The sequence below is a fragment of the Ruminococcus sp. genome (assembly GCF_024691275.1).
Lineage (GTDB): Bacteria > Bacillota > Clostridia > Oscillospirales > Ruminococcaceae > Ruminococcus.
In genome coordinates, this window is the sequence record NZ_JAILNU010000009.1 from 54,630 (window position 1) to 77,857 (window position 23,228).

Annotated in this window: 25 protein-coding genes; all 25 read right to left on the minus strand. The window is 46.1% G+C overall.

From position 1 onward, the window contains the following. Window positions 1-31: 31 nt before the first annotated feature. Window positions 32-922: a polyprenyl synthetase family protein gene (locus K6G33_RS01285; protein ID WP_296775379.1), complete on the minus strand. Its 891-nt coding sequence runs from the start codon at window positions 920-922 to the stop codon at window positions 32-34. 4 nt (window positions 923-926) lie between these two features. Next, entirely contained in the window at window positions 927-1,130 is a 204-nt protein-coding gene (gene xseB, locus K6G33_RS01290; RefSeq protein WP_296775380.1) for an exodeoxyribonuclease VII small subunit, read from the minus strand. A gap of 4 nt (window positions 1,131-1,134) precedes the next feature. Then, on the minus strand, window positions 1,135-2,325 hold the full coding sequence (xseA, locus tag K6G33_RS01295; protein WP_296775383.1) for an exodeoxyribonuclease VII large subunit: 1,191 nt from the start codon (window positions 2,323-2,325) through the stop codon (window positions 1,135-1,137). After that, on the minus strand, window positions 2,316-3,272 hold the full coding sequence (locus K6G33_RS01300) for a peptidase M22 (RefSeq protein ID WP_296775385.1): 957 nt from the start codon (window positions 3,270-3,272) through the stop codon (window positions 2,316-2,318). The genes xseA and K6G33_RS01300 overlap by 10 nt, the downstream gene beginning before the upstream one ends. Continuing rightward, on the minus strand, window positions 3,265-3,681 hold the full coding sequence (gene nusB, locus K6G33_RS01305) for a transcription antitermination factor NusB (RefSeq protein WP_296775387.1): 417 nt from the start codon (window positions 3,679-3,681) through the stop codon (window positions 3,265-3,267). The genes K6G33_RS01300 and nusB overlap by 8 nt, the downstream gene beginning before the upstream one ends. 64 nt (window positions 3,682-3,745) lie before the next feature. Next, window positions 3,746-4,087 (minus strand): Asp23/Gls24 family envelope stress response protein, encoded by a 342-nt coding sequence (locus K6G33_RS01310; protein ID WP_173449434.1) that lies wholly within the window; start codon window positions 4,085-4,087, stop codon window positions 3,746-3,748. Window positions 4,088-4,184: 97 nt separating this feature from the next. Next, window positions 4,185-4,736, minus strand: coding sequence for a SpoIIIAH-like family protein (locus K6G33_RS01315; RefSeq protein ID WP_296775391.1), 552 nt, complete (start codon window positions 4,734-4,736; stop codon window positions 4,185-4,187). Between the two features lie 13 nt (window positions 4,737-4,749). After that, window positions 4,750-5,277, minus strand: coding sequence for a hypothetical protein (locus K6G33_RS01320; RefSeq protein WP_296775394.1), 528 nt, complete (start codon window positions 5,275-5,277; stop codon window positions 4,750-4,752). Next, window positions 5,264-5,719: a hypothetical protein gene (locus K6G33_RS01325; RefSeq protein ID WP_296775396.1), complete on the minus strand. Its 456-nt coding sequence runs from the start codon at window positions 5,717-5,719 to the stop codon at window positions 5,264-5,266. The genes K6G33_RS01320 and K6G33_RS01325 overlap by 14 nt, the downstream gene beginning before the upstream one ends. Before the next feature lie 4 nt (window positions 5,720-5,723). Then, on the minus strand, window positions 5,724-6,803 hold the full coding sequence (locus tag K6G33_RS01330) for a hypothetical protein (protein WP_296775398.1): 1,080 nt from the start codon (window positions 6,801-6,803) through the stop codon (window positions 5,724-5,726). Window positions 6,804-6,810: 7 nt separating this feature from the next. Next, complete coding sequence (locus K6G33_RS01335; RefSeq protein ID WP_296775400.1) at window positions 6,811-7,179, minus strand: SpoIIIAC/SpoIIIAD family protein; 369 nt, start codon at window positions 7,177-7,179, stop codon at window positions 6,811-6,813. Window positions 7,180-7,193: 14 nt separating this feature from the next. After that, complete coding sequence (gene spoIIIAC, locus K6G33_RS01340; protein ID WP_173449440.1) at window positions 7,194-7,391, minus strand: stage III sporulation protein AC; 198 nt, start codon at window positions 7,389-7,391, stop codon at window positions 7,194-7,196. Window positions 7,392-7,400: 9 nt separating this feature from the next. Then, window positions 7,401-7,904, minus strand: coding sequence for a stage III sporulation protein AB (locus K6G33_RS01345; protein ID WP_296775406.1), 504 nt, complete (start codon window positions 7,902-7,904; stop codon window positions 7,401-7,403). Further along, entirely contained in the window at window positions 7,894-8,811 is a 918-nt protein-coding gene (locus K6G33_RS01350) for a hypothetical protein (protein WP_296775409.1), read from the minus strand. The genes K6G33_RS01345 and K6G33_RS01350 overlap by 11 nt, the downstream gene beginning before the upstream one ends. A 118-nt stretch (window positions 8,812-8,929) precedes the next feature. Next, window positions 8,930-9,829, minus strand: coding sequence for a carbohydrate ABC transporter permease (locus tag K6G33_RS01355; protein WP_296775411.1), 900 nt, complete (start codon window positions 9,827-9,829; stop codon window positions 8,930-8,932). After that, entirely contained in the window at window positions 9,826-10,878 is a 1,053-nt protein-coding gene (locus K6G33_RS01360; protein ID WP_296775413.1) for a carbohydrate ABC transporter permease, read from the minus strand. The genes K6G33_RS01355 and K6G33_RS01360 overlap by 4 nt, the downstream gene beginning before the upstream one ends. Before the next feature lie 106 nt (window positions 10,879-10,984). Then, on the minus strand, window positions 10,985-12,451 hold the full coding sequence (locus K6G33_RS01365; protein ID WP_296775415.1) for an ABC transporter substrate-binding protein: 1,467 nt from the start codon (window positions 12,449-12,451) through the stop codon (window positions 10,985-10,987). A 614-nt stretch (window positions 12,452-13,065) separates the two neighbouring features. Next, window positions 13,066-16,305, minus strand: a complete 3,240-nt coding sequence (locus K6G33_RS01370) for a lectin like domain-containing protein (protein ID WP_296775418.1) — start codon at window positions 16,303-16,305, stop codon at window positions 13,066-13,068. Between the two features lie 222 nt (window positions 16,306-16,527). After that, entirely contained in the window at window positions 16,528-19,056 is a 2,529-nt protein-coding gene (locus K6G33_RS01375) for an AMP-binding protein (protein WP_296775421.1), read from the minus strand. Window positions 19,057-19,072: 16 nt separating this feature from the next. After that, window positions 19,073-19,285: a hypothetical protein gene (locus tag K6G33_RS01380; RefSeq protein WP_173449711.1), complete on the minus strand. Its 213-nt coding sequence runs from the start codon at window positions 19,283-19,285 to the stop codon at window positions 19,073-19,075. Between the two features lie 10 nt (window positions 19,286-19,295). Beyond that, window positions 19,296-20,057 carry a YdcF family protein gene (locus K6G33_RS01385; RefSeq protein ID WP_296775424.1) on the minus strand — a complete coding sequence of 254 codons (762 nt, stop codon included), beginning with the start codon at window positions 20,055-20,057 and terminating at the stop codon, window positions 19,296-19,298. Between the two features lie 10 nt (window positions 20,058-20,067). After that, window positions 20,068-20,904 carry a PHP domain-containing protein gene (locus K6G33_RS01390; RefSeq protein ID WP_296775427.1) on the minus strand — a complete coding sequence of 279 codons (837 nt, stop codon included), beginning with the start codon at window positions 20,902-20,904 and terminating at the stop codon, window positions 20,068-20,070. A gap of 265 nt (window positions 20,905-21,169) precedes the next feature. After that, window positions 21,170-21,994: a 16S rRNA (cytidine(1402)-2'-O)-methyltransferase gene (gene rsmI / locus K6G33_RS01395; protein WP_296775429.1), complete on the minus strand. Its 825-nt coding sequence runs from the start codon at window positions 21,992-21,994 to the stop codon at window positions 21,170-21,172. Beyond that, window positions 21,991-22,713 carry a methyltransferase gene (locus tag K6G33_RS01400; protein WP_296775432.1) on the minus strand — a complete coding sequence of 241 codons (723 nt, stop codon included), beginning with the start codon at window positions 22,711-22,713 and terminating at the stop codon, window positions 21,991-21,993. Before K6G33_RS01400 ends, rsmI begins: the two co-directional genes overlap by 4 nt. Window positions 22,714-22,739: 26 nt before the next feature. Beyond that, window positions 22,740-23,228, minus strand: a complete 489-nt coding sequence (locus K6G33_RS01405) for a GNAT family N-acetyltransferase (protein ID WP_296775435.1) — start codon at window positions 23,226-23,228, stop codon at window positions 22,740-22,742.

Consider the following 23,228-nt stretch of genomic DNA (forward strand, 5'->3'; position numbering starts at 1 on the left):
AATGCGGATAACCCTCCGCAGCTCCTTCATATTATTTCTTTCTTCTCAACAACATTTCTGTAAGCTCTGTAAGAAATGCATCGTTCCCGAATACTTTAAGGCATCCAAGTGCTTCTTCTGTCACCGAATTGGCTATTTCCTGAGCCTTTTCGACTCCGTAAAGGGTAACAAAGGTAGTCTTGTTCTCCTCTGCGTCGCTGCCCACAGGCTTGCCGAGCTCCTCAGTAGTGCTGGTAACATCAAGAATGTCATCTATTATCTGGAACGCAAGTCCAAGCTTGAAGCCGTAATCAGCGGCTGCCTGTATCTTTGCTTCATCTGCTCCCGCACATATACAGCCCATCATGCAGGATACCGCTATGAGCTGACCTGTCTTGTGGCGGTACATATTTCGGAGATTAGCTTCGTCAACGTCTGTGCGCTCCTCGTTCTCCATATCTATGACCTGACCGCCTATCATGCCTTCTCTGCCCACTGCCTTCGCAAGACATGAGATTATCTTCACTTTCTGCTCAGCAGTAAGACTGCCATCATTGGCAATGATCTCGAAGGGCTGAACCGAAAGGGCATCGCCTGCAAGTATCGCCATTGCCTCGCCGTAAGCCTTATGGCAGGAGAGCTTTCCGCGGCGGTAGTCGTCATTATCCATTGCGGGAAGGTCATCGTGAATAAGCGAAAAGGTATGTATCATCTCTATTGCCGCAGCAGGTGCTTCTGCTTTTCTGTAGTCGCCGCCGAGTGCATTGCAGAAAGCATACACCAGCACGGGACGTATCCTCTTTCCGCCTGCTTCAAGTGAATAATTCATTGCATCAATGAGATTTTTCTGAGCCTCCATGCTGTCGGAATGTGCATTGTATTTCTTGAGGTTTTCCTCGGTAAAAGCTATATATTCATTAAGTTTTTCTTTGATATCTGCCATTTTCTCACTCCTCCGACGGTGCTGAACCGTCGTCCTCAGTTATCTTTATCTGTGCTTCGTCAAGCTGTCTGCGGCAGGCTGCGGAAAGCTTCACTCCCTCGCCGTAAAGCTCGACTGCTTTTTCAAGGGGGATATCGCCCTTTTCAAGCTCAGTAACTATTTTACTCAGCTTGCTCATATTATCTTCAAAGGTCACTTTTTCTTCCATTTTATCACCATTTATCTGTTATCTCGGCTTCTGCACCGCCGCTGCCGAATCTTATCTGTATCCTGTCGCCCTTTTCGAGACTGTCAGACGCACTGAGCAGCTTCTCGTCCCTGTATACCAGCGAATAGCCGCGTGAAAGGACTTTCAGCGGACTCAGGCTGTCAAGACGCGCCGCCTTTTCACTGAGCTGACGTTCAAGCTTGTCCATGTACCGCAAAAAGGCTGTTTCACAGCGCTTGTCAAGGGAAGCAAGACGCTCGCCGCTGAGTTTCAGCCTGTTCTCGGGAGACTGTCCTATAAGACGTGCATTGAGAGCTGTAAATCTGTCCGTCGCCTTGTCGAGCACTGCATACGCCGAGCGCTCTGCTCTGCGTTCAAGAAGGTCTATGCGCTCATAAAGGCTTGCTATATCGGGAGCTGAAAGCTCCGCTGCTGCTGACGGCGTAGGCGCACGAAGGTCGGCTGCAAGGTCGGCTATGGTGAAGTCGGTCTCGTGTCCAACAGCCGATATCACGGGTACCTTGCAGTTATATATGGCATATGCCACTTTTTCTGTATTGAATGCGCTGAGGTCTTCGCTTGAACCGCCGCCGCGTCCGACTATGATAACATCACAGCCTGCGGCTTCTGCTCTGAGTATGCCTCGGCATATGGACTCAGGAGCCGCTTCGCCCTGTACCTGCGCATTGACAGCATACAGCTCACACAGCGGATAACGCCTCGACAGTACATTTATGATGTCGCGCACTGCCGCACCGCTGAAAGAGGTAACAGCTCCGATCTTTCGTGGCATTGACGGTATCGGACGCTTATGCGCCGTATCAAATATGCCCTCCTTTTGCAGCTTCTTTTTCAGCTGCTCAAGAGCAGCTCCTGCCGCTCCTGCTCCCTCGGGAATAATGTCATTTACATAGAGCTGATACGCTCCGTCGCGCTCATATACTCCGATACTGCCCGAAACTATCACGGACATACCGTCCTCGGGAGCGAATTTCAGACGCGCTGCCGCATTTGCGAACATCACCGCCTTGACTGCGCTTTCGCTGTCTTTGAGGATAAAATATACGTGTCCGCTGCGGTAATGCTTCACGTAGTTGGATATCTCACCGCGAACCATAACGCCCTGAATGTTCCTGTCATTTTTGAGTATCGAGCCTATATATCTGTTTATCTGTGTGACTGTTATTACAGGCATTTCTTCTCTCCTGCACTTTTAAGATAGCCGTATATCGCCACTCCTGCCGCATTGTCGCACGAAAACTGCGGCTCTGCGAACTCAGCTTCGGGAAATCTGGAAATTATCCTGTCGCGGATAATAACGTCCGACATAACTCCGCCTGCAAAAATAAGCGGGAGCTCACCATGCTCCTCAACTGCATGAGCTGTCATAGCAATAATAGTCTCGGCTATGTAGTCGAGGCAGTACTTCGCAATATTCTCGTGGCTTTCGCCGCTGTCCAGCATATTTCCGCACTTGTTCTCCAGTCCCGAAAGGCAGCAGTTCCCGCCCTTCAGCACAGGCTTTGCCTTGAAGTGCTTGTTGGCATTAACAGCAAGCTTTTCGAGCTCAGATCCACACGGGAATCTAAGTCCCAGCATCACCCCTGTACGGTCCACAGCCTGTCCTGCTTTAAGGTCCAGCGATGTACCGACTTCGGTAATTTTCAGGACATTTTCGCTGTCAGGCTCACAGAGCAGACAGTCTGTTGTACCGCCGCTGACATGAAATGCGATAAAGCGCTCATTCACAAGTTCAAGCCGTCCTGACGAATAAAGCGCTGCGAGGATATGTCCTACCTGATGTGATGTGGTATAAAGTGCTGCTCCTGTCACTGCCGCATATGAACGTGCAAAGCCTTCTCCGCATAAAAAGCACGGCATATACGAGCCCTCGATATTACGCGGTCTTGCCGATGCTGTTACTGTCTGAGGTATGCCCAGACTTTTAGCAGAAAAAAGCTGCTCTATCATATCGGGCAGCTGCTTGGTATGATGAAATACCGCATCGCTCTGACGCAGTCCAAGTTCCCCTTCCTTTACAGGAAGGAGCTTCTTTGACTGATATACCTTATTCTCCTCGCTGACATAGACTGCCGCGGAGGTGGTATAATTGCTTGTATCAACTCCGAGGAACTCAGGCATTGCTTTCCTCGTTTTTCTGATGATCGCGTGAGAATGCTCCGAGAACGCCGTTGATGAATGCTGTATCCTCCTGATAAGTGTACATCATCGAGAGCTTTATAGCTTCGCTGATAGCTGCATTCATAGGTGTATTCTCATCGTATATTGATTCGTACATCGCAATACGGAGTATAGCAAGATTCAGCTTTGATATTCTTGCTATGCTCCTTGATTTGCTGTAACGCGAGATTATCCCGTCAAGCTCCTCTGCGTGTGCAAGCGTTCCCTCTACGATCTTCTTTACTTCATCGTTTACGGTTATCTCCTCGATCTCCTCTGCGATATCGTAAAGCTCGTTTATATCATCATCGCGCAGAAGCTGCTCGAATACCAGCTTGAATGCGCTGTCTCTTATTTCACGTCTTGTCATGTATACTCTCCTTAATTTTTCTGAGCAGTCCTTATGTATGCTCTTACTTCCATATTTAAACGTTTCATTCAAAAACTACTCCGCTTACTGTTACATTCACTCTCGCTACAGGCACACCTGTCATATTCTGGACATTCTCCTTGACAACAGTCTGTACCTCCTGTGCGATATTGCAGGCTTTTTCGCCGCTTTTTACTACTATTTTCATGTCGATAGCGGCTACATCGCCCATCATGCTTATCTTGATAGGTCCGTTCTTTCTGAGCTTGCTCATCTTGCCTACCTCGCCGCCAAGCTTTGCTACGCCTTTCACATCAAGGGCTGCAAGTCTGGCTATTGCGATTATTACATCATCAGATATTTTAAGTCTGCTGGCAGCAGCGGGCTTCATCTCGTCAACTTCCATAATGAACCTCCATGGCAATATTTAAGTGTAATATTTAATCAAAGCCGTGTCTACAGCCTTACTATTATATTATACCAAATATTTTCGTTCAGTTCAACTATTTCACTTCAAAAATTCTGATATTTTCTGCGGCGATGTCTGTTTCTCCGAGAATTATGTCCTTGATCGACGCTGCCTGAGCTTTGTCAAGACCTTCTGTCTTCACTACGATCTTTGCTGTCTCTCCGTCAAGATATGCCACGCAGTCCTGAAATCCCTGCGATTTTATGAGAGATTCGATTGTACCTTCGCTCTCGATCAGCTTTGAGACCTGAACTGCATCAAGAGCATTCACCACCATTTCGTCCTCGGTTATATCCCCGCCGCCAATTATAGATTGGAGAGTCTGTACTGCTGCATCGCGGTCATTCATCTTATCAAGACGCGCCTGAGCAAAGTAATCATCTGTTTCGGGGGCAGCCTCAGCGTTCACGAATTCAGTTTCGCCGTACTTTATAGGCTCATCATCGCTCTTTACCGCTGCTGTCCTGCCATCAACAGGTATCTCGGGCGAGGTTGCATAGTTTATGTATACAGCTACCGCCAGCATAAGTGTCAGGCAGCTCATGATGATCTGTTTCTTTCCTATGATTATTGATGGTTTCTTCATGATATCTTCTCCTTTATCTGAGTTTTGTCACAAATATCTTTGATGTGGATATCCCCAGCGCTGCGGCTGTTGATCTATAAAGCTGTTCGCGTACATAAGCGCTGCCGCTTCCGCTGCTGGCTATGACAACTCCCGTTATCTCGGGAGCTTCAACTGTTTCCACAAGGGCACTGCGCTCTCCGCTTCCGCTTACGATAACATATTTCTTCTCCTCCTCCGTTTTGCTTTCTCCACGGCTCAGCCTCCCCTCAGAAGCGTAAATATACCTCTCGCTGCTTCCGACTGTCAGGTACACTCTCACATCACCTGCACCGTCTATACTGCTCAGAAATTCCTCAAGCCGCTTTTCAGTTACCCGACAGTAATCAGATGTATCGGTGATGCTGATTTTTTCTTCTTTTATAGTTTCAGTTCTTTCCTTGTCAGCTGTCAGCAGTGATGAGAGCATTATCAGCAGCATTCCCGCTATTCCGCATACGGTCATAAATACAGCCCACTTCCTGTCCTTTATCAGTGCCCTTAGTCTTTCAACCATTTCCATCTATGACCTCCGTTTCCTGTCCGAGACTTTCACGGATCAGCCGTGCTGCTGCATCAAACTCTTCTGCTTCAACAATGACCTTATTAATTGATATGCTGCGATCCTGTGAAATATTAACCTCAGTCCTTATATTTTCAACGGCGATACCTGCCGCTTTCAGCTGAGCACTAAGTACGTCGGAGATGTTCTGACCTGTCTGCGCGGCAAGCTCCTGCTGATAAATATCGGTGTAGTCCTCGGCTTCCGCGATGCTGTTTATGCTTATGTCAGAGAGATCAAAGCTGCCGCTGACAAAAGGTGCTGCGATCGCTGCTGCTAATACCAGCTTCAGAATGAATTCCATCCGGGTTCGCAGTTTAGTACCCGATGTGATATTTTCCAAAAATCCTATACCGGCTGCCATAAGGCATATTGTACGAACCGTCGTTGTTAAATCCGACATATCATCACCCCGCTGAACGCATCATGATCCCTGTACACAGCACGAACATCACTCCGTAACATACAAGTACGCTCTGAGCGATGGCAAGTCCGCTGTCCAATGAGCCGAGAAGCTTTTTCATGCTATTTTCACCCAGAAGCTCCGCCGCGGCACTTCCCGTCCACATGACCACGCGCATAAGAAGTATCTGCACCACCGTCGGCAGCAGCAGGAGCACTATAGCTATGCAGCCGCCTGTGCCTACTGTTCCGCGCACGATGTCAAAGCTGCTCCTGACAGTGGCATAAGCATCTGAAACAGCTCCGCCAACAACAGGCACAAATCCAGAGATAACAAGCCTTGCGGTCTTTGTAGCAGCTCCGTCCATCTTGCCTGCAAGGGTACATTTCAGTGTCAAAAAGCCTGTGAAAAGTGTCATAACTATAGTCATTCCCCACGTTATGAGCTTCTTTATAAGCCGTACTATGCCGCTCAGGTCACTTTTGGTGAATACGCTCCCTGTGACCGACAATACAGTCGAAGCACTGACTATCGGCATAAGATAACCTGCTGAAAGCTGCACTATGAGCTCCGATGCCGCAAGCAGCGATATATCATATACTCCTGCGGCAGCAAGTCCGCCTGATGCCGCTGTAATTCCTGCAAATACAGGTATGAAAACTGCAACGAAGCTTCCGCTCAGCTCGACAGCTCTGACTGCGCGCCCGAACAGCTCCAGAAGATGAGGAAGTATCAGCATGACGGCTGCAAGCGCTCCCACTGAATTGAAAATGCTGTCGGCGTTGTTTATAAAGCTGCCGCCTGTACTCCTCACGAGCGCACAGAGCACCGTCACCAGCAGAATTGAGCCCAAAAGCTTCAAAGGCTGCCTTCCACCATCGGGAACTCTTTCCCGAAGCTTCTCCACAAGGCTTCCGAAGGTGATGCCGCTGACTTCGCTGTATGAATACCCTGCCTCGCTGTCGTCAAGGATCTCGTCAAATCTTTCTATCACCTCTGCTCCTGTTTCTTCTGCCGAAGCTCTCAGTGGGCAGACAAATACCAAAAGCAATATAGTTATAATCAGTACTTTTATCGTTTTCATATTCCACCTACAGCAACTTATCAATAAGCAGCAAAAAGTTTTTCATTATGGGCAGGCTCAACACTGTGACTGCTGCTCTTCCCCACAGTTCCGCTGCAGCTCCCATTGCTCCTTCTCCGCTGTCACGGCAGAGCTCCGCTGAAATATGCGTTATACAGCATATTCCAAGGGCTTTGAACACCAGTGAGATGCTGCTCTCGGGAACTCCTGCCGACACGAATATCTCCCTTATCTCATTGAGAGGTACATCTAACATAACCACCGCCGCAAAAAACACAGCTGTGCATACCGCAGTTGATATCAGCAGTGACTGTTCAGAGCAATATTGTTTCAAAAGCACCGCAAGGAGAGCTCCGCAGACACAGAATACTCCCACTGTAAAGCAGCTGCCTACCATAACCCGAAAACTGACTTGACCTTTTCAAAAAGGTCGCCTATTTCTTCAACTATCACAACAAGGACTACTATCAGTCCTGCAAGCGTCGTCATCATCGCCTGTTCCTCACGTTCTGCACGTTTCAAAACAAGATTCAGGACTGCCACGATTATGCCTGTACCTGCGATCTTGAATATAAGATCTATTTTCATTCTTCCTCCTCATATCACTGCAATGCCAACTGTAAGACCTGCAAGCATTCCAAGACTTCGGTACAATTTTCCTTTTTGGCGGTATTCCGCAAGACGCTGCTGATATATCCCATGCATACATTCCAGCTGCATCGCTATCCCGTCCAGCTGTCCGCTAATATCCGTCGAGCCAAGGAAGCTCCCGAAATCCGTAAGTACACGTTTTTCCTCATCGCATATATCCCTGCTCTCACTCACCGCAGCGCTCCATTTTTCTCTGAAATTTTCATGAGCACTGTAGCTTTCCGGCAGCCCATCTATGAACCTGAGCACAGTGTAGCTTTCACTTTTCAGCCTGTCAACAAGCTTGTACACTTCCGTGCCGCTGCTCCTTATCATTATCTCGCAGAGCTGCATCATCTTCTCTGCTTCACTGCAAAATGTGACACGCTTTTTGAGCATTTCCGAATAGTTTATACCGCAGAATGTTCCGCAGAGCATTACCATTATAACTGCAAAAACTCTAATAAGCATTTCCCAGCCTCCTCACTTCCCGTACCACGGAAGGTGAATGACCGCCTTCGAGAAAAACAGCTCCGTCGAAATACCCGCTGTCAATGAGAACGGCAGTTTCATGCCGTTTTAAAAGATCGGAAAAGCTTTTTCCGTGAGCTGTCAGCACAAATTTTACTCCGCAGGCAAGTCCGCACATGATAGCCTCTGCATCAGCCATCGAAGCTATCTCATCACAGAATATTACATCGGGAGAAAGAGTCCTCACCGCATTGATTATGCCCTCAGAACGGCTGATATTGCTGAGTATATCAGTCATCAGTCCAACATTATTCTGCGGAGCTCCGTTCATAAGGCAGGATATCTCATTACGCTCGTCAACAATGGTGACCTTGCGGAAATTTCCCGTAAGACGGCAAAGCTCACGCAATACTGTAGTCTTGCCTGAATTTACTCCGCCGCATATGATTATGCTCTTGTCAAAAAAACGTGAGAAAATATCGTCAGCACAGCCCTCAACTGCTCTGGATATGCGGAAGTTGAGCGATGTAAAATCGCAGAGCGCAGGTTCTGTTCCCGAGGAATATGCTCCCGATAAACCTACACGAACACCGCCTTCCAGTACAAAGTATCCTTCCGCAAGCTGTTTATGACAACTGTGTATGGAAAAATGACACAGCCGCTCAACGATACTTCTTACAGCTGATACACTGACAGGACAGACGTTTTCGCTGTACGCCTCCGACAATTGGCCGTTTTTCATAAGATACGCGGTCTTATCCGAGTAAACAAAATACACACCGCTTCCAACACGCAGCCGTACTTCCATAAGTCCCGAAAGCTTCTCACGAGGCAATGCCACCAGCATCTCCCTGAGCTTTTCGGGCATATAGCTTATTATTACTTCATAGCTTGTACTACCATTCATTTTAATCATCTCCTTACACTTCATAATATGCTGTAAGGAGTACGGTTAGAACAAAAAACGGACGCAAAAGCGTCCGTACATAAAAAAACAGCACACCGAAGTGTGCTGTGATTTTTTATTATTCCTTTACACCGCCGAGTGCTACACCAGCAATGATAAATCTTGAAAGTGCAACATATGCAACGATGATAGGAATGATAGAAAGCGCAATTGCAAGGTAGATAGCGCCGTAGTCATTGAACTTATCTGATGACTGAAGGGCAGATACCATCATAGGAAGTGTCTTCTTATCAAGCTTAACATTGATGAGGATCATGTTAGGTGTATAGAAGTTGTTCCAGCTTGCGATGAATGCGAAGATAGCCTGTACAGCTATAGCCGGCTTCATCATAGGAATTGCGATAGATACGAATGTTCTGAACTCGCTGCATCCGTCGATACGTGCAGCTTCAACGATTTCAAGCGGGAATGATGACTTCATGTAAGAACGCATGAAGTATACAACCGCAGGAGCTGCAAGTGATGGAATGATAAGAGGCCAGTATGTATTTGTCAGTTTGAGGTCTGACATGAACTGTACAAAACCAGCAGATGTTACCTGCATAGGTACCATCATTACAAGGAGGATAACTGAATAAGAAAGCTCCTTGATCTTAAAATCATATACGTGTATTCCGTAAGCAGTTAGAGCTGAGAAGAATACAGTAAGGAATGTTGAGCAGCAAGTAATGAACAAGCTGTTCTTATATCCGTGTAATGCATTGTAGGAAAGCTTGAATGTCGGGTCAGAGAATATCTTATGGAAGTTGTTTCCGAGATTCTTACCCATTACGAAGCTGAGTCCGTTTGCTATATCCGTATGTGTACGTGTTGCGTTAATAATAAGGATATAGATAGGAAGCAGACATATGATTGTCAGTATAACGAACCAGACAACAAGGATAGTTGACTTCATCTTGATCTTGAATGAGTAATTATCCTTTGCCTTTCCATAAACAGATTTCATGTTATCACTCATATGCTGATACCTCCGAACTGCTTACTTTCCCTTTTTGCCTGCTGAGCGATCTTTTTGCGCTGTTTCTTCTTAGCGATCTCATCCTTATCACGAGTCATGTAGAATGCGATAAGACCGAGGATAAGAGTTATGAAGAACAGAAGTACAGATACAGCACCTGCGTATCCCATCTTATTTTCGTCAGCCTGTGCATGGAAATACTGGAAGATCATTACAGCCATGGTCTTGAGATGATCCTTTACGTTTCCTGTCTTTGTGTAAAGGAAAGGAATATCGAACATCTGAAGACCACCGATCATGGAAGTGATAAGAGTATATGCCATGATAGGTGTAAGAAGCGGAAGTGTGATCTTTCTGAATACCTGTCCGGAGCTTGCACCGTCGATACTTGCAGCTTCAAACAGTGATGGGTTGATACCCTGGATACCTGACATGAGCATGATCATTGTATTACCAAACCACATCCATGTCTGGATAAACATTACAACAATTCTTGACTGCCATACACCTTCAACAAGCGGAATCGAATCATACAGACCCGAAGCGGAATCCTTTGTGACTATGCCCATCTTATACAACATATAGTTGATAGCACCCGGGTTAGTCTCAGACTGACCGCAAAGCTGAAGGAAGAGAACAGCTACTGAAGCAGCTGTGATGATGTTTGGAAGATACATAACTACCTTAAAGAAGCCCTTTCCCGGGATCTTTAACTGTGCTTCTGTAAACCAAACAGCCAGTGAAAGTGAGAGAGCAAGCTGAGGGATAAAGTTACCTATCCAAAGGATAAGGGTATTCTTGAAGCACTCAAAAAAGCTCTCGTGAATAACTCGTACTTTACGTGAACCGCCAAATAAAATGTCCTTATAATTCTGAAGTCCGACCCACTCTTCAACGAATTTACCGTTGCCGTGGAAACTTAAAATAAAGGTGTTAATCAACGGCCATAATTGGAAAAAGAAATAAACAAGAAAAAATGGCAATATAAACATATAGCCATACTTAGCATAGCTAATTGATTTTATGCGTCGCTGCGCACCTGATGCCATAACACACACCCTCTCGGAAGAATAGTATAAATAAATATACACCTACGGAATACATAAGTACTCCGTAGGTATATTTATTACATTGTAATAGTCAGACTATTATAAATTAGTCATCCCACTCGAGATCAGGTACAGATTCAGCAACCTTGTCCTTGAACTTATCCATAGCCTCTTCATAAGACTTGCCACCGTCGAGGAACTCATCCTTTATAGCGTTAGAGAATGCGCCCTTGATAGAAGCATCGTAAGGAGTGATAAGTCCACCGAAGTCGATTTCCTTAGCGTTCTTAGCAAGCTCAGCGAAGTAGTTCTGGCCATCCTTGAAGTTGCCGGAGATCTTCTCGTTGAATACTGTGTTGCTTGAGATAAGGTCGTCCATAACCTTAGAGTTGTTTACATACTCAGGCTTAGCCTTTGCGTACTCAGACATCTGCTTCTCATCAGATGTAGCTGAGAGGATGAAGTCACGAGCCTCTTCACCGTTATCAGTACCTGGGTTAACAACCATCCAAGTACCGCCCCAGTAGAATGGAGTTGGTCCCTGGCATACGTTCCACTTACCGTACTGCTCGCCGCCTTCGCCGCCAACAGCATCGAGGAAGAATCCGCCGAAGCCCCATGTAGATACGAAGTAACCCATGCACTTGCCGCTTACGCCAGCAGCTGTCCACTCATCTGTCCACTGTGTATTCTTTGTTACGCCGCCGCAGTCCCAAAGAGCCTTAACTGTATCAGCGAACTCCTTGCAAGAATCATCAATAACGAGCTTGTTATCAACAACCCATGGCTGTGTACGTCCGCAAGCGAATGCCTGCCAGAGACCACCGAGTGTATCAGCAAGAGCAACACCGCCGCTTGTCTTGTCAGAGATTGTCTTTGCAGCATCTACAAAGAGATCCCAGTTGTCGATCTTAGCCTGCATCTCTTCAGGTGTCTTAACTCCGAGGTACTCCTCAGCGAGGTCAGCTCTGTAAGCGAATCCGCCTGCTGCAGCCTGCCATGAAACACCCTTACGAACGCCGTTGGAATCCTTACCAACTTCGTCTGTGTAGCTGTAGATGTTAGAGAAGTCCTTGTCGCCAAGACCGAGCTTGCTGAGTGCAAGTGTCTTGCTGTCATCGTTGATATACTTGAGTGCCCAGTCTGCCTCTACGAGGTAAACGTCGATATCTGAACCGTCATTGAAGAGCTGGTCGTACTTCTCAGAAGCCTGACCACCCTGTACGTTGAGGATGTTTGCGTTTACGCCTTCAACCTTGCCGTCAGCGAGATCCTGTACGATTGTGTCGTAGCTAAGACCCTTCCACTGTGCGATGAGGTAAGGAATGTCGTCTGCATTCCAAGCAACAACTGTGAATTCCTTGCCGCCTGTCTTTACTGAAGAATCAATTGAACCGTCGTTCTCAGGCTCAGCTGTTGTCTCTTCAGGAGCCTCTGTCTCCTGCTGTGCAGCTGTTGTAGTCTCTGCGCTCTTATCGTCCTTCTTCTCTTCTTCCTTGCCGCAGCTAGCAAATGCTGTTGCTGTCATAGCAAGAGTAGCCACTAAAGCTAATGTTCTCTTAAGTGTGTTCATGAGATTTTTCCTCCTTAAATATGTATATTATACATTTCCGTGTATAATATTCTTGAATAATAGTTAATGCGGGTAACATTGCGGTTTTAAACTTCCGATGATTGTGCTCACCGCTCATGTCCTGCAACCGTCATGCGTTCCCTTGCTTCTGTTCATGAAAGCTGTAACAATGACTTGCGTCTTGTTTTGTTTTTTTGCAGGCAATGTCTTTTTGGCTGCCGATGTATTTTACCTGAGCGGCATCAGCCGTGAATGTACTTCATCAGCTTTTGTCGTTATGCCCGATAACTTACACTGTCAGTCAGCACAGCCAAGACTGTGCAACAATTGCTTTTGCATTTACAAATATACCGTATTTTGCGGTTAAAGTCAATATTTTGTATCGTTCCTTAATCTTTTTTGAGCGGTTTGTACATTTTCAACACTATTTTTTTAGCAATAATCACACAAATAGCTACTGTCAAAACGAAAAGTTACAAAACGGTAAAACCGTTTTTTACACTTATTACCCAAACAGCAGTAGTTCTTTTATACCTATTGCCTAACAGATACAAATATCTGCCATTCTATTGTACACTTTTTAGCAGTTTTGCAGAACACTTGTTCTTGCATTATTAATCTACTGCTCTCTGCGCGTAAAGTATCAGTATTGCCGATGCGTCAAGAGCATCTATCATGCTGTTTCCGTTCATATCTGCAAGGAGCTGCTGCTCCTCGTCAAGCACTCCTGCTTTATCGGTAGAGCTCAGGGCATAATGCTTCAGCACCGTAGATGCGTCCACCGAGTCTACCAGCCCGTCTCTTGTAACATCGCCCATAGCATACTTAGTCGGTACATATACGGCTCTGGAAGCAAACTGTGTATCCGTTGCAGGGTATCTCACAAAGAATCCCCTGCCGTACTCTAAGGCAAAGCTGCTCTTGAAGTCTGTGCCAAGCAGCTTGACAGCCTTATCAGCATCAAAGCTGTTCGATCTTCCTATTATGCCGATCAGCTCATCTACGCTGTAACCATACTTTTCCGCCATTTCTTCAAGCACTATATCAGGTACATAGCTATCATACCCCATCTCGCAGCTGTCAGCACCTTCTATCGTGAAATGCGTCGCATCTTTGCCGACGATCTTCGCAACATCAGGGATCTCCGCAGGTATATCAGGGATATCATATCTTATGGTCTCACTGGCAAACTTTTCAGAGGTAGCCTTTACTCTTAATCTAATGCTCTCTGACGGGATAACGCTTATAAATGAAACGTCATTAAGTTCAGGATCAATATCTATGCCTCTTACTATCCTTCGTTCTGCTGAGATAAATTCCGAATCATCTGTATCTCCGACAGCTATGACCAGAGCATCGATGTCCTCACTGCTGATACCGCCGAGCAACTCATTTCTGTAATCTATTTTCAGGTCTGAGATATCTGCGCGTTCAGGAACTTTTACGGTTATTTCCTTGTCGTCCTTGAAAACTTTCAGTTCCTTTCCTGCATATTCCAGCACATTTGCTCCGTTAGTCAGCTCAGTGCCGTCAGGTGCAATGATTTTATCCACCAGCGGTGCGTTCATTGTTCCGCTTTCCGTGTCAAATTTTACAAAGTTTCTCTCTACAATAAGTTTTACTGTACCGTCAAGCACATTCTCTCCGCTAAGCTTCAGCTCTATGGTTTTATTAAAGGAGTCCAAAGGGATATTCTCTATCCATGTACCGCTGCTGTATGAATTGCCGCCGTACTTGATATCATATGTAGTGCCTGCGAGAATAGCAAGCTTATCGGTATCATAAGGAACTGTGATTCTGTACTCGTTCTTAGCTATCCGTTCTGCGTAAGCAAGGGCTTCAGTGACCGCTTTTCCGTCTGTGGAATAGCCTATCCAGTTTATCTCAGCCGTTTTCGGTTGAAAACTTCTTCTTGATTTCACAGAGGAAACTATACCTCCGCGCAAAAGCTCTGCTGTTATGGTCACTGCCGATGAAATTCCTATCGGCTCCTCATATGCGGCTGTGTCATTGCTTCCATCTATGGTATAGGTTATGCCTTCGCCGCTTCCGGCATATGACAGCTCCACCTTTTCATTCAGCGGAACTTCGCCTGCATGATGTGAGTATCTCACCTTGCCGACAGGATCGCCGTAGACTTTAAGGGTGAAATTTCCGAATGATGTCTTTATATCGCCCATAGCAAATGTTTCTTCGTAATCCTTCTCCTGCAAAGCCGCTGCTTCGAGAAGCGCTGTGTCATCATCTTCAAGTCCTTCATACAGCTGACTGATGAACGATTCCTTCAGCTCTTTTTTTTCTTCTTCGGTATATGTTACATCTTCTGTACATACATCTGTCCAGCTGCTGCCGTCAGGACTGATAAAGCTTTCACCCTCAGCCGTGAACTCGGATATCTGGCTCTGTGCAGCATATGTACTGAGATCCTTTATCTTGCCATCCTCGCTCTCAGCATAAAGGCTGCTCTCAACAGGCAGCACAAACGGCGTATCGGGACAGTACATCTTTACAACTACGCTGAATTTATCTTTGCCCGAATACAGTACCGGTTCATCAAGATCAATGGTGATAAATCCCGTAAGGTCTGACTTTCCCTTGGTCGTATGCGAAGGTTTGCCTGAGGTCGGGATATGCTCATCTGTAAGATCTGTATAAACAGTTACTTCATACTCTGTACCTGCGTTGTATATATATGTGCCTACAGCACTGATCTCGCACTTCTCCGTGCCGTCGTATATGTCTGCCATATAAGACGGTCCGTTCGTGTCGGGAGATTCATACGCAGAAAGAGTCTGTATCGGGATAAAGCTGTCATGCTGATACAGTATGCTGTGTTCATCGGCATCATCGAGCTCATAAACCATAAGGTCGCTTATGGACTTGTCATAATACGAAATCCACAAATAGCCGTTCGCGCCGTCTTCTGTTCCCCAGCTGTTCTTACACAGCCATGCACCGTTGCCCTCAGGGGGAATAATAAAGTTGTCTGACGAGAAATCATCGTCCCAGCCCACTATTGCCACAGCATGGTTCGCAAAACGCGGGAGCCTGTTGGAATTTGAGGAGTTGTAAAGGCTGTTCCAGTACTTGATTTTGCTTGACATATACGACACATTTACCGCTCTGCCGTTATATACAAAATCCTTTACAAGCGAATTGATCTCATCAAAATTGCTTCGTGTTTCATCGTAATCAAGGCTGTAAGCATTGCGCAGAATGTAATCATGCTGTCTGCGCATCGTTTCAATCTCAGCTGACGATCTGTCAAAGAAATCCACGTCCGAATACGGCAGCCGTGTCTCATTAACAGGTCCGATCCACTGCGACCACAGATTTGCGACCATTCTCGCTGTTCCGCCCTCGATAAGTAGGTCTTCCTTGTCTTTGCTCTTCAGCTGAAGCTGATCGTCGCCGTAATATGTAAAATATGCAGTATGCAGCTCGGACAGATCTATGAAAGGATCGGATGCCAAGAGACTCGTCTGTGCGCTTTCAACAGCTGAATGAGCCCAGCAAGTTCCATATCTTCCCTGTGTTTTTATCGGTGTTGAACCGTATACTTTACACATATCAAATGAGGAAGGCAGAGCCTTTGGGTCAGCGGCTCCTACGGCAGTATATTTCTTTATGGGAGTATACGCTGCCGTCGGTGCAAGCTCTGCACACGCCCCACCTGCAACCTTCCTGAGAACAGGCATTGACACACAGCCTGTCTGCGCAGGGACAGATGTCCTCTTTTTTTCGATACTGTTATTTAAAACATAATGTCCTGTTTCTGCATTAACTGTCGATGGTACGTATGCTGCTGACATTATAACCGCAGACAGGACAGCAAATAGTTTTTTTAATTTCATGTGGCACACCTCTCAATAAAATATAGACATATTATAACATATAATATGTAATATATCAATATATGCCAAAATAATCTATCAACAATTTTTTTACGCGAATAAAAGGGACTTTCATCGCAGAGCCCATATATTTTTTTGCATAATGATACAAGTCTTTATGTCATGTCTTTGTCAGATATCCAATGTAAAATGAAAGCCCATACAATGTATGGGCTTCTATATTTATGCTGTTACTATACTGTCTGCCTTGTGAAGTTTGAGCTTTTCTACAGCCTGTTCTCTCATCTTGTATTTAAGAATCTTTCCGGCAGCATTCATCGGGAAACCGTCAACAAAGTCGATATACTTAGGACACTTATGCTTTGCCATTCTTGCAAGGCAGAAGTCTCTTATCTCCTTCTCTGTAGCTGTTTCGCCTTCCTTGAGAACGATACAAGCCATTATCTCCTCACCGTACTCCTCGTCAGGAACACCGATGACCTGCACGTCCTTTATCTTTGGATATGTATAGAGGAAGTCCTCGATCTCCTTAGGGTAGATATTCTCGCCGCCGCGGATTATCATATCCTTGATACGTCCTGTTATCTTGAAGTATCCGTCCTCAGAACGTCTTCTTGCAAGGTCTCCTGTATGCAGCCAGCCCTCGCTGTCGATAGCAGCAGCTGTTGCCTCGGGCATCTTGTAGTAGCCCTTCATGATATTGTAGCCTCTTGCTACGAACTCACCGTCAACGTCATCAGGCACTTCCTGATTTGTCTCAGGGTCTACGATGCGGCACTCAACTCCGAAGATAGGGCCGCCGACCGTATTAACACGCTGCTCGATAGAGTCTGTAGTCTTGCTCATTGTTGTTGCAGGAGAAGCCTCTGTCTGTCCGTATGTGATGCATATCTCGCTCATGTGCATCTTCTCGATAACTTCTTCCATGGTCTTTATCGGACACGGAGAACCTGCCATGATACCTGTTCTCATATATGAGAAGTCTGTCTGTGCAAAGTCCTTGTGTCCCAGCATTGCGATAAACATTGTAGGAACACCGTGGAAGCAGGTTATCTTCTCCTTATTTATGCAGGCAAGGCCCTTTCTTGGCGAAAAACGTGTGATAGGCGACATCGTTACGCCGTGTGTAACGGAAGCTGTCATGGCAAGTACCATTCCGAAACAGTGGAACATAGGTACCTGGATCATCATGCGGTCGGCTGTGGAAAGATCCATGCAGTCGCCGATAGCCTTACCGTTGTTTACTACGTTATAGTGTGTGAGCATTACGCCCTTCGGGAAGCCTGTTGTACCCGAAGTGTACTGCATATTTGCAACGTCGTGGATATCTATAGTCTTTCTTACGCGCTCTACCTCGCTGTAAGGAACATTCTTTGAAAGCTCGACAGCTTCTTCCCATGTAAAGCAGCCGCTGTTCTTTGAATCAATGGTTATGACGTTCTTGAGGTAAGGAAGTCTTACGGAATTGAGCTTTCCTGCCTCACAGGTCTCCAGCTCGGGGCAGAGCTCCTTGATGATATCAACGTAATTGATATTCTTTATACCGTCGATCATAACGAGAGTCATGGTATCAGACTGTTTGAGCAGATACTCAGCCTCGTGGATACGGTATTCTGTATTCATGGTAACAAGTACTGCACCGATCTTTGTGGTAGCCCAGAAAGTGATATACCACTGAGGAACGTTTGTTGCCCAGATAGCAACATGATCGCCCTTCTTTACGCCCATTGCCAGCAGTGAACGTGCAAAATTGTCAACGTCGTCGCGGAACTCGGGGTATGTTCTTGTATAATCAAGCTCAGTATAGCGGAACGCATACTGATTCGGGAACTGCTCGCAGATACGGTCGAGGATATCGGGGAAGGTATAGTTGAGGATACGCTCCTTCGGCCACGGATACTGTCCGTCACCTCTCATACTTGTCTGGAGAGAGTGCTTGTGGGACTTTCTGTACGGTGCCATATACTCTGCATACTGAGGTATTACCACACCTGCACTGCTGAGTTCACTTGCCCAGCGCTTTACCCATTCAAGCGATACATAGCCGTTATAGTTGATAGTATCAAGAGCTGCTATCATATCTTTTACAGGGATATCACCTGTACCCATGATACGGTACTCAACAGTACCGTCCTCACGCATAACGCTGTCCTTGATGTGGGTGTATTTTATGTATTCACCGAGGTTTGCAACAGTTGTCTCGGGAGACTCGTTATTGAAACGATATGGGTGATGCATATCCCAGAGTGCTGCGACCTTACGGCTCTTTACAGAATCAAGCACCTTTGCAAGACGTGCGGTATCGGAGTACACGCCGTTTGTCTCAACGAGAAGGGTAACATTGTATTCCTCTGCGATAGGGGCAAGCTTTTTCAATGCTTCGATGATATACTCATCGTAGATATCATCGGTCGGCTCAGGACAGAGATCGGCGAGTACTCTTATATAAGATGTACCGAGCTTGTTTGCAAGCTGAGCATATGCTCTTACCTCATCTTCTGCTGCCTGATACTTGTCCTTAAACTTTAAACAAGCGCCTGATGAAAGACATGGGATTTCAAGACCTAGAGACTTTAGCTTTTTGATAGTATTAGGTAGCTGTGCTTCTGTAAAGGGTTGTGCCTTGACTGAAAATATCTCATTACCAAGACCTCTGATCTCAATTCCGTCGAACTTGAAATCCTTTGCCATTGAGTAAATGTCTGTCCACGACCACTCGGGACAAGCAAGTGTTGAAAAACTAATTTTCACGATTACCATTCCTTTACTATATACTATTAAAAGTGTCTCCCTCAGTCTCCATGGTCTCTTCATGAAGTACTTCAGTTGTGAATTTTTTTCTGTCAAAACCTGATGATGTCATATATGTCTCAGCCTGATTCTTTGAATTGAATCGGCGTGAAAACCTTTTATTATAGACGAAAAAGCGCGGTGAGACTGCATACATACCGCTGTGGATATGCTTTATCACCCATTTCACTGTTTTCTCCTTATCCGAAAAGCCTGTAGTAAACGACTCCGAACCATTCCCGTACCCAATATGTCGGGAGGATATACCATGCGGTACGTCCTGAAATGCTGTAAGTCTCCATACCCTGCTTTTCTGCAAGCATTTTCGCTCGAAGCTGATGAAAGCTGTCTGTTATCAGGGTCGCCTTTTCGGGCAGTCCTTCATCTTTTATTATCTGCTGTGAAAAACGAAGATTTTCTTCCGTATTCACGGAACGGTCTTCCATATATATACGCTCAGGGGAAATTCCCTTTCCCACGAGCCATTCCTTCATACATTCTGCCTCACTGATCGCCTCGTCGCTGCCCTGTCCGCCCGAGACAACTACGTTTACGCTTTCATGTTCCGAAAGGTAGTCGTAAGCTGCCTGCAATCTGCGGAAGAGCATCAGGCTTGGTGCGCCGTCCCTAACCTTGCAGCCGAGGACGATCACTGTGGTATTTTCATCTTTTGGCGGATCTTTTGCCGCTCTGACCATAGATATACTTATCATCACAGCCAGTACAGCACAAAGAATGAGTCCTATTCCCAGAAAAAGCAATACTGCCTTTCCAATAGACTTTTCCCAGCATCTTCCTATAAAGGCTGCAAATCTTTCCCAGAAAAGGCATATCACCGCGAGTGACAGCGATAACGCCATTCCCGAACAGTTGCCGAGATTAATTATCCCGACCGCAGCAGGCATCAGGAACAACAGAAACAGACCTGAAAACAATGCTGTGGGAATAAGCTTTAAACTCATTTTACACCTCTTACTTCATACTTGCTGCAAGCTTGAGTATCTTGTCAAGATTTTCCTTTGTTGTTGTTTCACTGCCAAGATGAGTGGGGACTTTATTGTAAAGTCCGTGGAAATCTGAGCCGCCTGTTTCGATAAGACCATACTTTTCGGCAATTGCCGAAAGCTCCCTGCGGGTGCTCTCATCAGCTGAGAAATGTCCTACCTCAACGCCGTCGATCTTGCCTTTTTTAGCAAGCTCTTCCAGCAGCTCGATGTTATTGTACTGAGCGGGGTGTGCCATTACAGCGACACCTTTTGCCGTGTGTATCAGATCAATAACAAAGTTTACGTCGGGATATTCACGCTCAACATAGCATGAACCGACCTCAGGATTGAACAACTCGCGGTCAAGATCGCCGTAAAACTCCAGCGCATAGCCGTAATCTATCAGCGCACGCATAATGTGCTGCTTGAAGATGCTCTTTGATGCAGTAGTGCGCTTGAGAATGCTCTCCTGTGTTATCGGGAATTTCTCCATGACCTTTTCGATCATTTCCTTTGAGCATTCCTTTCTTATCTCACAGGATTTCATGCACAGACCTTCAAGTCTGTTAGGCTTTGACGGAGCATAGCACAGAATGTGTACCTTGCTGTTTCTTTCCTTGTCCCATGCCGACAGCTCAACGCCGTGGAGTATCTTTACTCCTGCACGTTCGCCCAATACATCGGCTCTTGAAAAAGATGCCATCGTATCGTGGTCGGTTATGGACAGCCAGTCAATATTCATACGTTTCGCCTGAGCAATTACATCTTCTATGCCAAGCGAACCATCTGAAAGCGTGGTGTGACAGTGCAAATCGCAAATCATACAGTACCTTCTTTCGCCGCAGTGGGGGGAGTTTGCGGCAGAATAATTTAAAAAATTGTATAGATATGGCGCGTTTTTGAACACGGTTACATCAAAAAATCAGTAACAGTAATAATAACGCTAATAATTATATCACAAAATCATAACAATTTCAAGTGTCTGTATCCAATTTTCACATTCCCATCACTTTTCTATGCTATCAGGCTAAAGCCGTAAATTCATGGCAAACCTGCACAATATCCTCATATTGCTTACATTTTCGGCATCATGTCAGCCGAGCATAAAGCTCGCTCTTACGGAATCCTGTTTCTTTCGCAACAGCTTTGCAGGCTTCTGTAGGCTTTTCGCCCATGTCGATAAGCTTCCTTACCTGCGCCATAGCTTCTTCTATAGTTAGCTCGCCCTCTGCACTCTCCTGAGCGCCTTCCAGCACGAGAACGAACTCTCCCTTGGGCTCATTTATATTATAATACTCCACAGCTTCGGCAAGGGTCAGCCTGAGAACTTCCTCGTGTATCTTCGTAAGCTCACGGCAGAGAGATATCTTTCTGTCGCCGCCGAAGAACTCCGAAAGATCGGCAAGGGTGGTTTTCAGTTTATGTGGAGCTTCGTAGAATACCATTACCGCAGTCTCTCCGCGGAGCTTTTCAAGGCGCTCGCTGCGTTCCTTTTTAGGCACGGGAAGAAATCCCTCAAATGTGAAACGCCGTGTACTCAGCCCCGACACGGCAACTGCCGAAACTACCGCGCTCGGTCCGGGAACTACCTTTACGTCTATGCCGCTCTCGGCACACATTTTTACAAGCACTTCTCCCGGGTCTGATATACACGGCATACCTGCGTCTGTAACTATGCCGCAGTTCTCTCCTGCAAGAAGTCTGTCTATTATACGCAGTGCGTCAGCCTTTGAGCTGTGCTCGTGGAAGCTGATGAGCTGCTTTTTTATCTCAAAGCGGTTCAGCAGCTTCAGCGTTACTCTCGTATCCTCGGCACATATAAAATCAACCGCTTTCAGCGTGTCCAGCTGTCTTATCGTAATGTCATCAAGGTTGCCGATCGGCGTTCCTATAACGTAAAATGTTCCGCTCATGCCTGCTCCTTTCCTGTGGCGTATATCTTTTGCAGCTCCTCAGTGAAGCCGTTTTCGCTGCGTATATAGAGCTGCGGCTCGACTTTCATGAAGGGCTTGGATCCCTTTTTACCCTCGATAAGGAAGAGCCATGGAGCTTCATCAGCATTTTTCGATACGAAGCGCAGTCTTTTCGGCTCTATATCGTGATTTTTCATGGCAAATATCACATCGCTGAGCCTTTCGGGACGGTTGCAGACGCATAGCCTTCCCCCGAATTTGAGCAGCTTCTGAGCTGCCGCGCACACGTCGTCAATGGTGCAGAGTATCTCGTGGCGGGCTATTTTCTGGGCAGTTATCACGCTCTGAAAGCCTGCGTTGTTCACCTTATACGGCGGATTGCAGGTCACGAGGTCGAGCTGTCCCAGTGGAGCGCCCTCCCATAGCTCTTTCAGGTCTGCGCATATGGGAACTATGCCTGTAGTCTCACTTCTTTCAAGTCCGAGTTTAAGCTGCTCTATGGCACCCTCCTGTATATCCACCGCATAGGTGACCTGCGGCGGCATTTTCTTCTGCATGATGAGCGGTATTATGCCGCAGCCTGTACCGAGGTCGCAGGCTTTATCCTTTGCGCGGTACTGCGAGAAGTCCGCAAGCAGGAAAGCGTCCGTACCGAAGCGATGGTCGCTGCTGGCACAGACGTAAATCTTATCCGTAAGTTTTTCGTATTTGTATTCCATAGTGTTCCTTTTTCGTAAATAAACGATCAGTTTCTCATCATTACAATATATTCTGTAGTTCCTTCTTCCAGCTTCCTGTTGTCTGTAAGAAGAAAACCATGTGCTTCATAGAAACGTATAGCATCAGTGTTCTTTTCGATTGTCCAAAGAAAACTGACCTGAAAGTTTTCTTTGGCATATTCTATTAATTCCGAGCCTATTCCCTGTCCCTGGAAGAAATGATCGACATACAATTCAAGGATCTCATCTTTATCAATGCGGATAAGTCCTTTTATAATTCCGTCATCATACAGGAACATATTGTCAAGAAAGCCGTTTTCAATGTACTTTTCAGCCACAGTAAGCACCTGAAGTTCACCAAATGCGTACACATCGTCCTTAAAAATTGAACGATACTTCATTCGTTTTGCAAAAACAAGTATCTCCGCAATTCTCGAAATATCAGCTTCCGTCGCTCTTCTGATGATATGCATCTCTTTAGTATTTCCTTTTTCAGGCTCGTATTTGTATCCCAT